Consider the following 11,687-nt stretch of genomic DNA (forward strand, 5'->3'; position numbering starts at 1 on the left):
CTGCCGGCCCTGCGCCCGGCCGAACTCGCCCGGGTGCTGGGCGCGGTGCCGCCGGACGGCCGGGCCTTCCTGCCGGACTCCCCCGGCGTCGGCACCACCCTGCTGGCCAGTTCCGCCGGCCGGCCGCTCGCCCCCGCCTTCGGGGACGGTTCGCGGGCCCGGCACGCGGCCGGCGGGGCGCTCGAACTGCGCCTGGCGGACGTGGAGTCGGTCCGCCGGGACGTCGACACCGGGGCCGACCTCGGCGAGGCCGCGACGCTCGGCCTCGGCCCGTACACCAGTGCGCTGTTCGCGCGTCTGGAGCGCTCCTGACCAGCGGGCCCGCCCGGCCCGCTCGCTATGCTGCTGGCATGCAGGCCACCGCGTTCACCTTCGACCCCGCCACCCGGGCCGGCTCCGTGCTGCTCGACGACGGGACCCCGGTGCCGTTCGACGCGGCCGCCTTCGACGCCGGCGGCCTGCTGCTGCTGCGTCCCGGCCAGCGGGTGCGGATCCGCACCGAGGGCGCCGGCGAGGCCCGCCGGGTGGTCTTCGTGACGCTCCAGACCTTTCCCGACCCCGCCGACGGACGCTGATCCCGTCACCGCGCGCTGACGCCGCCGGCGGGCGACGACCCCGTCCCGCCGTCCTCCCCGGTCTCCGCCGATCCCGCGGTTTTCCGCGCCCGGCCGAGGGCTGCCGTCGAATCCTGACTAAGCGCCCGGAAATCGAAAGAGCCGCGGCCACCCGGTCTCCGTAATTCACGGAAGGGGGTGCCGCGGCTCTGAGCCGAAGGCCGTCCGAGGACAGTCGCGCGGGACTTACTTGGCAGAGGTCTTGCGCGCGGTGGTCTTGCGGGTGGCGGTCTTCTTCGCCGGCGCCGTCTTCTTGGCCGTGGCGGTCGCCTTCTTGGCGGTGGCCGTGGTCTTCTTCGCGGCGGCGGTGGTGGTCGCCTTCTTGGCGGCGGCCGTCTTCTTGGTCGCGGTCGCCGTGGTCTTCTTGGCGGCGGCGGCCGTGGTGGCCTTCTTGGTGGCGGTCGCCTTCTTGGCGGCGGTGGCCGTGGTCTTCTTGGCGGCAGCCGTGGTGGTCGCCTTCTTCGCGGCGGCCTTCTTGGTGGCGGCCGGGGCGGCGGCGGCAGCGGCGGCGCGCTTGGTGGCGGCACGCTTGGCGGCCGGGGTCGCGGCGACACCGGTCTTGCCCGGGGTGAGCGAGCCCTTGGGGGCCTTCTTCACCGAGGGGCCTTCCTTCGGCAGCTTCTTGCTGCCGCTGACCAGGTCCTTGAAGCCCTGGCCCGGACGGAAGCGGGGCACCGAGGTCTTCTTGACCTTGACCCGCTCGCCGGTCTGCGGGTTGCGGGCGAAGCGCGCGGAGCGCTCCACCTTCTCGAAGGTGCCGAAACCGGTGACCGAAACCCGGTCACCGGCCACAACGGCACGGACCATGGTGTCGAGCACTGCGTCGACGGCCTCTGCGGCAGCCTTGCGACCGCCCAGCTGCTCGGCCACCGCTTCGACAAGCTGAGCCTTGTTCACGTCTTCCCCTTCGGAAACGGGCGCCGGATGATTCCATCCGTTCTTTTCGCACGTTAGGTATGTATCTGCGGACTTTCAATTACCAAACGCGCGAATCACCCTAGTGTCGCAATGGATTTGCGCGTCCGCGACCTCAGTCGAGCGGCGGGTGCCCCTCGTCGAGGTCATGTACAAAGCGACTCAACCGCCTTGCCGCCTCCGGAAGATCGCGCTTGGCGGTCTCCGTGACGATGAGCAGTTGACGGGTGAGAGCGGTCTTTGCATCGACAGACACGTTCAGCGCATGCACGCGGGCGTGAGCTTGCTTCAACCGCTCGGCCACAAGCGCGTAGAGCGCAGCGACTTCCGGGTCGTCCGACGCCTCAGCTGGTGTTGCGGAGGTGACGTCCGGCCGATCGTCAATTCGGCGTTCGGATCCCCGGCCCGTGGACTCCTCGGACGCGGGTTCGCCGCCCGCGTACGGAGGTTCATGGTGCCGGTGCATGTACTGATTGTGCCATCTACCCGCAGTTGTACTTGCGCGGGGCCCTCTTCCGCAAAGCCGAATGGGCAATCCGGGGAGGACCCGGCGCTAACTCGTGCTCCGGAACGCCGGATGGCCCGGCCCCCCCGAAGGGGAGCGCGGGCCATCCGGTCGATCGTCAGAATGCTTGTTCTGAGGGGAACTCAGGACACCGGCAGAGTACGGGGCTTGAACGCCGGACGGGTCGCCTCGTAGGCGGCGATGTCGGCCTCGTTCTGCAGGGTGATGCTGATGTCGTCGAGGCCGTTGAGCAGCCGCCACCGGACGTTGTCGTCCAGTTCGAAGGGCGCGGTGACGCCTTCGGCCCGGACTTCCCGCTTCTCCAGATCAACGGTGATCTCGGCCAAAGGGTTACTCTCGGTGAGCGACCAGAGGCGTTCCACGGTCTCCTGGGGCAGCATGACGGTCAGCAGACCGTTCTTCAGCGAGTTGCCCCGGAAGATGTCGGCGAAGCGCGTGGAGATGACCGCGTGGAAGCCGTAGTTCTGCAGCGCCCAGACGGCGTGCTCGCGGGAGGAGCCGGTGCCGAACTCGGGGCCGGCCACCAGGACCGTGGCGCCCTGGCGCTCGGGCCGATTGAGGACGAACGACTCGTCCTTGCGCCAGGCTTCGAACAGGCCGTCCTCGAAACCGGATCGGGTGACCTTCTTGAGCCAATGGGCCGGGATGATCTGGTCGGTGTCCACGTTGCTGCGGCGCAGCGGGACGGCCCGGCCGGTGTGGGTGGTGAACTTCTCCATGGCTCAGGCCTCCACGGCGACGGTTGCGGACAGGTCGGACGGAGCGGCCAGACGGCCCAGGACGGCGGTCGCGGCGGCGACCTGCGGGGAGACCAGGTGGGTGCGGCCGCCCTTGCCCTGCCGGCCCTCGAAGTTGCGGTTCGAGGTGGAGGCGCAGCGCTCCCCGGGGGCGAGCTGGTCCGGGTTCATGCCCAGGCACATCGAGCAGCCGGCGTGCCGCCATTCGGCCCCGGCGGCGGTGAACACCTTGTCCAGACCCTCCTCGACGGCCTGCAGGGCGACCCGGACGGAACCGGGGACGACCAGCATCCGCACCCGGTCGGCGACCTTGCGGCCCTCCAGTACGGCGGCGGCGGCGCGCAGGTCCTCGATCCGGCCGTTGGTGCAGGACCCGACGAAGACGGCGTCGACGGCCACCTCGCGCAGCGGGGTGCCCGCCTCAAGGCCCATGTACTTCAGGGCGTTCTCGGCGGCCACGCGCTCCTGCGGGTCGGCGAAGTCCTCGGGGTGGGGGACGTCGGCGCCGAGCGGGGCGCCCTGGCCGGGGTTGGTGCCCCAGGTGACGAACGGGGTGAGCCGGCCGGCGTCGATGACCACCTCGTGGTCGAACACCGCGTCCTCGTCGGTGCTCAGGGTCCGCCAGTACTCGACGGCGGCGTCCCAGTCCTCGCCCTGCGGGGCGTGCGGACGGCCCTTGAGGTACTCGAAGGTGGTGTCGTCGGGGGCGATCATCCCGGCCCGGGCGCCCGCCTCGATGGACATGTTGCAGACGGTCATCCGGGCCTCCATGGACAGGCTCCGGATCGCCGAACCGCGGTACTCCAGGACGTAGCCCTGGCCGCCGCCGGTGCCGATCTCGGCGATGACGGCCAGGATCAGGTCCTTGGCCGTGACGCCGTCGGGCAGTTCGCCCTCGACGGTGACGGCCATGGTCCTGAACGGCGCCAGCGGCAGCGTCTGGGTGGCCAGCACGTGCTCGACCTGGCTGGTGCCGATGCCGAACGCCAGCGCGCCGAAGGCGCCGTGGGTGGAGGTGTGGGAGTCGCCGCAGACCACGGTGGTGCCGGGCTGGGTCAGGCCGAGCTGGGGACCGACCACGTGCACCACGCCCTGCTCGACGTCGCCGAGCGAGTGGATCCGGACGCCGAACTCGGCCGCGTTGCGGCGCAGGGTCTCCAGCTGCACCCGGGAGACCGGGTCGGCGATCGGCTTGTCGATGTCCAGGGTCGGGGTGTTGTGGTCCTCGGTGGCGATCGTCAGATCGGTGCGGCGGACCGTACGGCCGGACAGCCGGAGGCCGTCGAAGGCCTGCGGGCTGGTCACCTCGTGGAGCAGGTGCAGGTCGATGAAGAGGAGGTCGGGCTCCCCCTCCGCGCGCCGCACGACGTGGTCGTCCCAGACCTTCTCTGCGAGTGTCCGTCCCATCGGATTCCCTCCAGCCGGCCGCGTTGCCGGCCTTCTCGTGTCGTCGAGGTCACTGCGTACGCCGCCCGTGCGGAGCGGGTTCGCGCGACCTTGCACGCCGGATCGCTGTCCACGATGCGGACACTCTGACGAGGCCCCATCCTGGATGTCTCCCGGGCTGCTGCATCCAGAGTGGCGCTTTTCCGGCAAGATTGAACTTGCGTCTCGCGGACTGAGACTGCAGTCTTAGGGCATGGACAACTCTAGCGGCGTCGGCGTTCTCGACAAGGCCGCTCTGGTGCTGAGCGCACTGGAGTCGGGCCCCGCCACGTTGGCGGGGCTGGTCGCCGCCACCGGTCTGGCGCGCCCCACGGCCCACCGACTCGCCGTCGCACTCGAACACCACCGTCTGGTCACCAGGGACATGCAGGGCCGGTTCATCCTCGGCCCCCGGCTGTCCGAACTCTCCGCCGCGGCGGGCGAGGACCGGCTGCTCGCCACCGCGGGCCCGGTCCTGACCCACCTGCGCGACGTCACCGGCGAGAGCGCGCAGCTCTACCGCCGCCAGGGCGAGATGCGGATCTGCGTGGCCGCCGCCGAGCGGCTCTCCGGCCTGCGGGACACCGTCCCGGTCGGCAGCACCCTGCCGATGAAGGCCGGCTCGGCCGCCCAGGTCCTGCTGGCCTGGGAGGAGCCGGAGCGGCTCCACCGCGGTCTCCAGGGCGCCCGGTTCACCGCCACCGCGCTGAGCGGCGTTCGGCGGCGCGGCTGGGCCCAGTCGATCGGCGAGCGGGAGCCGGGCGTCGCGTCCGTCTCCGCTCCCGTGCGCGGCCCCTCCAACCGCGTGGTGGCCGCCGTCTCCGTCTCCGGCCCGATCGAGCGCCTGACCCGCCACCCGGGCCGGCTGCACGCCCAGGCCATCATCGAGGCCGCGAACCGGCTCACCGAGGCGCTGCGCCGGAGCTGACCAGGCCGAAATCCCCCACCCGCCCCCACTCCCCGCTCCCCCACCGAAAACGCCGAAGGCCCCCGCTCGACTCCGAGCGGGGGCCTTCGAAAGCACTGACCGGAAAAGCAAAAAGACCCCGCCAGGCGGGGCCTTTCCAATTTCTGGCTGGGGTACCAGGACTCGAACCTAGACTAAGTGAACCAGAATCACTCGTGCTGCCAATTACACCATACCCCAACACAAAGCAAGGGCCGATGGGCATGTCCTTTGGGAAGAACACAGCCACCGGCTTCCTGCTCTGAAGTACCCCCGACCGGATTCGAACCGGCGCTACTGCCGTGAGAGGGCAGCGTGCTAGGCCGCTACACAACGGGGGCATCCTGGCGATCCCTTGCGAGATCAGTACCCCCGACCGGATTCGAACCGGCGCTACTGCCGTGAGAGGGCAGCGTGCTAGGCCGCTACACAACGGGGGCTTTCCAGGCGGTCCCTTGCGGGACCAGTACCCCCGACCGGATTCGAACCGGCGCTACTGCCGTGAGAGGGCAGCGTGCTAGGCCGCTACACAACGGGGGCTTGGATCTTCACTTGTACTGCGATGCGATCGTTGCCGATCGTACTGCGCTGGGGTACCAGGACTCGAACCTAGACTAAATGAACCAGAATCACTCGTGCTGCCAATTACACCATACCCCACCAGAGTTGAGCTCCTGTGAGCCCCTCTCAGGCGTTGCGCCTCTCGATCGGTCCCGGTCCGCGGGGCTTTCGCTCCCTCGTCCGTTCCCTCCCGGGCGGCGCAGAAAGAACATTACCCGACGTCTGCCCTGGCTCCAAAATCGATAACCGCAGGCAGCGGCCGGGAGGCCGTCCGGTGACCTCCGGGTGCGCCGCGGGCCCGGCACGGAGCCGGGCCCACGGGCTGCTCAGCGGCCCACCGGGACGAGTCCCGGGTGGTTCCTAGGCGGTTCCTAGGCGGCCGGCAGGGCGTCCAGGGCGGAGCGGAGCCGGCGCAGCGTCTCGGGGCGGCCGAGCAGCTCCATCGACTCGAACAGCGGCGGCGAGACCCGGCGGCCCGTGACGGCCACCCGCAGCGGCGTGAAGGCGAACTTGGGCTTGATGCCCAGGCCCTCCACCAGCGCCTCGCGCAGCGCGGCCTGGATCGGCTCCGGGGTGAAGTCCGCGAGCTCCTCCAGCGCCTTGACGCTGGCCTCCAGCACCGGACGGGCGTCCGCGGTCAGCACCTTGGCGGCGTCGTCCGGATCCACCGCGAAGTCGGCCGGGTCGACGAACAGGAAGCCGGCCATGTTCACGATCTCGCTGAGCACGACCATCCGCTCCTGGGTGAGCGGCGCGATCCGGGCCAGCAGGTCCAGCTGCTCGGCGGTCGGCTCGGCCGGCAGCAGGCCGGGGGCCTGCAGGAACGGCACCAGGCGCCGGACGAAGTCCTCCGGAGCCAGCCGGCGGACGTGCTCGGCGTTGATCGCCTCGCACTTCTTCAGGTCGAAGCGGGCCGGGTTGGAGTTCACCTTGGCCACGTCGAAGGCGGCGACCATCTCGTCCATGTCGAACAGGTCGCGGTCCTCGGCCAGCGACCAGCCCAGCAGGGACAGGTAGTTGAGCAGGCCCTCACGGATGAAGCCGCGCTCGCGGTACAGGTTGAGCGAGGACTGCGGGTCGCGCTTGGAGAGCTTCTTGTTGCCCTCGCCCATCACGTACGGGAGGTGGCCGAAGCGCGGGGTGGTGCCGTCGCCGACACCGATCTCGGCGAGCGCCGCGTACAGCGCGATCTGCCGCGGAGTGGAGGACAGCAGGTCCTCGCCGCGGAGCACGTGGGTGATGCCCATCAGGGCGTCGTCCACCGGGTTGACCAGGGTGTACAGCGGGGCGCCATTGGCCCGGACGATGCCGTAGTCCGGTACGTTCTCCGGCTCGAAGGTGAGCGTGCCGCGCACCAGGTCGTCGAAGGAGATCGTCCGGTCGGGCATCCGGAAGCGCACGATCGGCTCGCGCTTCTCCAGCTTGTAGACGGCGACCTGGTCGGCCGTCAGGTCGCGGCAGTGGCCGTCGTAGCCGGAGGCCTTGCCGGCCGCGCGGGCGGCCTCGCGGCGGGCGTCCAGCTCCTCGGTGCTGCAGTAGCAGTGGTACGCGTGGCCGGCCTCCTGCAGGCGGCGGGCGACGTCGGCGTAGATGTCCATCCGCTGCGACTGGCGGTACGGCGCGTGCGGGCCGCCGACCTCCGGGCCCTCGTCCCAGTCCAGGCCGAGCCAGCTCATGGCCTCGAGCAGCTGGCCGTACGACTCCTCGGAGTCGCGGGCGGAGTCGGTGTCCTCGATCCGGAAGACCAGCTTGCCGCCGGTGTGGCGGGCGTAGGCCCAGTTGAACAGGGCCGTGCGGACCATGCCCACGTGGGGGTTGCCGGTCGGGGACGGACAGAAGCGAACCCGGACGGCCGGGTCAGTGTTAGCCACGCTTGATCACCTTGTTGGTGAGAGTGCCGATGCCTTCGATGGAGACGGCGACCTCGTCGCCGACGTTGAGGGGGCCCACCCCTGCGGGCGTGCCGGTGAGGATGACGTCGCCGGGCAGCAGCGTCATGGCCTCGGAGATGTGGACGACCAGCTCGGCGACCGAGCGGATCATCAGGGAGGTGCGACCGGCCTGGCGGAGCTCGCCGTTGACCGTGCAGGTGATGGCGAGGTCGGCCGGGTCGAGGTCGGTCTCGATCCACGGGCCGAGCGGGCAGGCGGTGTCGAAGCCCTTGGCCCGGGCCCACTGGCCCTCGCGCTGCTGGACGTCCCGGGCGGTGACGTCGTTGGCGCAGGTGTAGCCGAGGATCACCTCGGGCACCCGGTCCAGCGGCACCTCGCGGCACATCCGGCCGATCACCACGGCGAGTTCGGCCTCGTGGTGGACGTCCGAGGAGAACGGCGGGTACGCGATGTTCTCGGTCGGGCCGATCACCGAGGTGGACGGCTTGAAGAAGGTGAGCGGGACGTCCGGGACGTCGTTGCCCAGCTCCGCCGCGTGCGCCGCGTAGTTGCGGCCGACCGCCACGATCTTGTTGGGGAGCATCGGGCTGAGCAGCCGGACGTCCCGGAAGCGGTAGCTCTCGCCGGTGGGCTGGGGTTGGCCGAACGGGTGGCCGGCCAGCTCGTGGACGACCAGCGAGTCGGGCTGGGAGGCGTCCCCCTCGACCACGCCGAAGGAGACGCTGCCGGCGGCAGGACTCCCCTCCCGGACGGAAAACCTGGCAATGCGCACGGCTGGGCTACCCCTCGCTTCGTCGGCCGCCCGGGGCGCCCCCGGGCGCTGCTGGGCGCCTCGCCCGTCACGGGCGCGGCCCCGTCAATCGTCGCCCAGGCTATCGCGTGGGGCCTCCGGTGACCGCTTTGCCCCTGTTCAGCGCGGTTGGGGTGGAACCGCCCCGACCCGGGGCCGGAGCCCCCGGCGGCGAGCGGGCGGGAAACGGCCGAGGGCGTGGTGGCCCCCGCTGATGCGGGGGCCACCACGCCCTCGGCGGCGCCGGGTCGGTCAGGCCAGCGGAGCGACGACCGGGGCGACCATCAGCTGGGTGCGGCGCGGGTTGGCGGTGCTGCCCGGCAGTTCGGTGGCGTACGTGACGACGTCCTCGGCCTTGCGGGCACCCGGGATCGCGCTGAAGTCCTCGACCGAGGCCAGCGTGGTCCGGCGCGGGTTCGCCGTGGAGCGGCAGGGCAGCGTGGACTTGGTGGCCTTCTTCGCCAGGGACATCGAGAGCACCTCGTGGTCGTGGCCGGGCGGATCGCCAGGGATTCCGCGCCGGCCTGCGTGATTCCGATTGATTCGGAGGGGTTCTGGGCAGGCTGATCGGGGCCGTGCTCCGGAGACAGCCCAGGTTACGAGATCTCATTCCACAGAGGCCGTGACCAAAGCTACACATTAGTCTGTGATTTTGCTCACAGATTTATGCACAAATCACGAATATCCGACATATCGCCGCATCGGAATTACCCGACATTGCGCCCACAACGGGCATTTCGGCAGGTCTGCGACTCTTGTCGATCTCGGGTCACGTTGGCATGTATCCGGCGAGTGTCCGAAAAAGGCGGTATTCCGGTCCCGTTACCGCACAGTCAGTGAGATTCCGCATGCGGTCGGTAGTACCCGGCGACAGGTTCCAGCGGCCCTTGTTGGGATTCCCTCGCTGTGCTGGAATGCCACGGACCGTGGGTAGGGAGCAGTCCACCCCGGCGACCCGCTCTCCCGGACCGGCCGGGGTGCGGACGAACTCGACACCGTCCAGGCCGTGGCGACGCGGCGGGACGCCCGGTCCAGAGGTTGCGACGCCAGTGCAGGGACGTTTCAAAAGGGGTAGCGGCGCTGCGGGTGACCCGGAGTCGCGCGAGCCTGTGGCAGCCCCTCAACAGGCGGCGGCCCCCGGCGGCCCGACCGACCCCGTGACGCCCGAGGCCTCCGGCCGCCCGGACGAGGACGGCCAGGACCGGAAGTCCGCCCGGGACAAACTCCGGACCACCCTGACCAGGCGCCGCGCCACCGGTCTGAGCCGGCTCGCGATGCGCAACTGGCGCATCCGCACCCGGCTGATAGCCCTGCTCGCGCTGCCCATCCTGGTCTCGCTGGTCCTCGGCGGCCTGCGCATCCAGACCTCGCTGGAGAACTCCCAGCAACTCGCCCAGATGGCCAACCTGTCCGACCTGGCCAAGAAGGCGACCAACCTCGCGGACGCCCTGCAGACCGAGCGCGACATCAGCGCCGGCTACATCACCAACCGTCCGAACGACCCGATGGACGACGAGATCGTCGCCGCCCGCAAGTCCACCGACGACCTCAGCCGCACCTTCACCGCCTCCTCCGACAAGTTCGAGAACCTCGAACTCTCCGGCGGGAAGGCCCTGCTGTTCCAGATCCGCAAGGACCTGAACTCGATCGCGGACGCGCGCAACACGCCGTACCAGAACAACCAGAACATCCAGGCGACGATCACCGCCTACGACGTGATCATCCGCGACCTGCTGGGCATCACCCAGGACATCGCGCTCGCCTCGAACAACAAGGACCTGCTGGTCGCCACCCGCGCCCTGCAGCAGTTCTCGCTGGCCAAGGACGCCACCTCGCAGCAGCGCGCGCTGATCAGCGCCGGTCTGGCCAACCCCAAGGCCCCCGACCTGAGCGCGAGCGACGAGTCCTTCGGCATCCGCCTGCGCACCACGTACGACAACGCGCTCACCAGTTTCAACAACATCTACACCGCGCACGACCTGGACAACCTGCGCGGGCAGCTGAGCTACAACAACGTGGTCGCCGAAGCCGACCGCTACTCGCGCTCGATCCTCCAGCCGGGCGGCATCCACCAGACCGAGGCGGTCTCGTACAAGGACTGGTACGAGAAGGCCACCACCAAGATCACGGCCGAGCGCCGGATCGAGTCCAAGCTGATCGAGGACCTCGACGGAAAGGCCCAGGACCTCCAGTCCCAGGCCGACACCGAGGCCCTGATCATCGGTGCCGCCGTCGCCCTGACCCTGCTCGTCGCCCTCGGCGGCGCCGGTCTGATCGCCCGCTCGATGGTGCGCTCGCTGACCCGACTGCAGACCGCGGCCGAGGACGTCGCCGAGCGCCGCCTGCCCGAACTGGTCAAGACGCTCTCCGAGAGCGACCCGCACGACGTCGACACCACCGTCGAGCCGGTCGCCGTCGACTCGACCGACGAGATCGGCCACGTGGCGCACGCGTTCGACATGGTGCACAGCGAGGCCGTCCGCCTCGCCGCCGAGCAGGCCCTCCTGCGCGGCAACATCAACGCGATGTTCACCAACCTCTCGCGCCGCAGCCAGGGCCTGATCCAGCGCCAGCTGTCGCTCATCTCCGAGCTGGAGAGCCGCGAGGCCGACCCGGACCAGCTGGCCAACCTGTTCAAGCTCGACCACCTCGCGACCCGCATGCGCCGCAACGGCGAAAACCTCCTCGTCCTCGCCGGTGAGGACCCGGGCCGCCGCTGGACCAGGCCCGTCCCGCTGGTCGACGTGCTGCGCGCCGCCGCCTCCGAGGTGGAGCAGTACGAGCGCATCGAGCTCGCCGCCGTGCCGTCGGCCGAGGTCGCCGGCCGCGTCGTCAACGACCTCGTCCACCTGCTCGCCGAGCTGCTGGAGAACGCCACCTCGTTCTCCAGCCCGCAGACCCGCGTCCGGGTCACCGGCCACGCCCTGCCGGACGGCCGGGTGCTGGTCGAGATCCACGACACCGGCATCGGCCTCAGCCCGGACGACCTCGCCGAGATCAACGAGCGCCTCGCCAACCCGCCGACGGTGGACGTCTCGGTCTCCCGCCGCATGGGCCTCTTCGTGGTCGGCCGCCTGTCCCTGCGACACGGCATCCGGATCCAGCTCCGCCCCAGCGACTCCGGCGGCACCACCGCGCTGGTCATGCTCCCCGTCGACGTCACCAACTCCGCCGACCGCCGCGCCCCCGGCCGCCCCGGCCCCGGTGGCCAGGGCAAGCAGCAGCGCGGGGTCGCCCCGACGCCGCGCCAGCAGCGCCAGGTGCCGCCCGGCCGCCAGAAC

Annotated in this window: 10 protein-coding genes, 5 tRNA genes and 1 pseudogene; 4 read left to right on the forward strand and 12 right to left on the reverse strand. The window is 70.4% G+C overall.

Annotated elements, in window-relative coordinates; genetic code table 11:
• Positions 1-312, forward strand: a pseudogene (locus BG452_RS19775) (2-phospho-L-lactate guanylyltransferase); the annotation flags it as partial.
• A 38-nt stretch (positions 313-350) separates the two neighbouring features.
• Entirely contained in the window at positions 351-575 is a 225-nt protein-coding gene (locus BG452_RS19780) for a hypothetical protein (RefSeq protein WP_188305669.1), read from the forward strand.
• A gap of 225 nt (positions 576-800) precedes the next feature.
• On the opposite strand, the gene BG452_RS19785 is transcribed toward BG452_RS19780, so the two are convergent.
• From BG452_RS19785 to leuC, 4 genes are all read right to left on the reverse strand, one after another.
• Positions 801-1,511, reverse strand: coding sequence for an HU family DNA-binding protein (locus BG452_RS19785; protein WP_188305670.1), 711 nt, complete (start codon positions 1,509-1,511; stop codon positions 801-803).
• Between the two features lie 133 nt (positions 1,512-1,644).
• Positions 1,645-1,995 carry a hypothetical protein gene (locus BG452_RS48120; RefSeq protein WP_223242468.1) on the reverse strand — a complete coding sequence of 117 codons (351 nt, stop codon included), beginning with the start codon at positions 1,993-1,995 and terminating at the stop codon, positions 1,645-1,647.
• Positions 1,996-2,177: 182 nt separating this feature from the next.
• The gene (leuD, locus tag BG452_RS19795) at positions 2,178-2,774 is read right to left on the reverse strand and encodes a 3-isopropylmalate dehydratase small subunit (protein WP_188305671.1); all 597 of its coding nucleotides are present in this window, start codon (positions 2,772-2,774) and stop codon (positions 2,178-2,180) included.
• 3 nt (positions 2,775-2,777) lie between these two features.
• Complete coding sequence (gene leuC / locus BG452_RS19800) at positions 2,778-4,199, reverse strand: 3-isopropylmalate dehydratase large subunit (protein WP_188305672.1); 1,422 nt, start codon at positions 4,197-4,199, stop codon at positions 2,778-2,780.
• Positions 4,200-4,431: 232 nt separating this feature from the next.
• Here leuC and BG452_RS19805 point away from each other — a divergent pair, with 232 nt between their 5' ends.
• Positions 4,432-5,145 carry an IclR family transcriptional regulator gene (locus BG452_RS19805; protein WP_030306825.1) on the forward strand — a complete coding sequence of 238 codons (714 nt, stop codon included), beginning with the start codon at positions 4,432-4,434 and terminating at the stop codon, positions 5,143-5,145.
• A gap of 144 nt (positions 5,146-5,289) precedes the next feature.
• Here the strand turns inward: BG452_RS19805 and BG452_RS19810 are convergent.
• The 8 genes from BG452_RS19810 to BG452_RS19845 all read right to left on the reverse strand — a co-directional run bounded on the left by BG452_RS19810 (position 5,290) and on the right by BG452_RS19845 (position 8,877).
• Positions 5,290-5,364, reverse strand: a tRNA-Gln gene (locus BG452_RS19810).
• Between the two features lie 67 nt (positions 5,365-5,431).
• Positions 5,432-5,504: transfer RNA gene (locus tag BG452_RS19815), tRNA-Glu, on the reverse strand.
• Between the two features lie 26 nt (positions 5,505-5,530).
• Positions 5,531-5,603: transfer RNA gene (locus BG452_RS19820), tRNA-Glu, on the reverse strand.
• A 27-nt stretch (positions 5,604-5,630) separates the two neighbouring features.
• A tRNA-Glu gene (locus BG452_RS19825) sits at positions 5,631-5,703 on the reverse strand.
• A 48-nt stretch (positions 5,704-5,751) separates the two neighbouring features.
• Positions 5,752-5,823, reverse strand: a tRNA-Gln gene (locus BG452_RS19830).
• 272 nt (positions 5,824-6,095) lie between these two features.
• A complete protein-coding gene (gltX, locus tag BG452_RS19835) occupies positions 6,096-7,595 on the reverse strand; it encodes a glutamate--tRNA ligase (protein ID WP_188305673.1) in 1,500 nt (499 codons plus the stop codon).
• Entirely contained in the window at positions 7,588-8,388 is an 801-nt protein-coding gene (locus BG452_RS19840; protein ID WP_188305674.1) for a fumarylacetoacetate hydrolase family protein, read from the reverse strand. The genes gltX and BG452_RS19840 overlap by 8 nt, the downstream gene beginning before the upstream one ends.
• A 270-nt stretch (positions 8,389-8,658) precedes the next feature.
• Entirely contained in the window at positions 8,659-8,877 is a 219-nt protein-coding gene (locus BG452_RS19845) for a hypothetical protein (RefSeq protein ID WP_188305675.1), read from the reverse strand.
• Between the two features lie 803 nt (positions 8,878-9,680).
• Between BG452_RS19845 and BG452_RS19850 the strand changes: the two genes are divergently transcribed.
• The coding region (locus BG452_RS19850; RefSeq protein WP_317621140.1) for a nitrate- and nitrite sensing domain-containing protein at positions 9,681-11,687 on the forward strand (2,007 nt) is incomplete at its 3' end.

Source organism: Streptomyces sp. CBMA123, assembly GCF_014596465.1.
Classification (GTDB): Bacteria; Actinomycetota; Actinomycetes; order Streptomycetales; family Streptomycetaceae; genus Kitasatospora.

Bases quoted from the DNA above. Each gene is read 5' to 3' on its own strand.
- BG452_RS19805 (WP_030306825.1), top strand. From the start codon at position 4,432: ATGGACAACTCTAGCGGCGTCGGCGTTCTCGACAAGGCCGCTCTGGTG.
- leuC (WP_188305672.1), bottom strand. From the start codon at position 4,199: ATGGGACGGACACTCGCAGAGAAGGTCTGGGACGACCACGTCGTGCGG.
- BG452_RS19845 (WP_188305675.1), bottom strand. From the start codon at position 8,877: ATGTCCCTGGCGAAGAAGGCCACCAAGTCCACGCTGCCCTGCCGCTCC.
- leuD (WP_188305671.1), bottom strand. From the start codon at position 2,774: ATGGAGAAGTTCACCACCCACACCGGCCGGGCCGTCCCGCTGCGCCGC.
- BG452_RS48120 (WP_223242468.1), bottom strand. From the start codon at position 1,995: ATGCACCGGCACCATGAACCTCCGTACGCGGGCGGCGAACCCGCGTCC.
- BG452_RS19780 (WP_188305669.1), top strand. From the start codon at position 351: ATGCAGGCCACCGCGTTCACCTTCGACCCCGCCACCCGGGCCGGCTCC.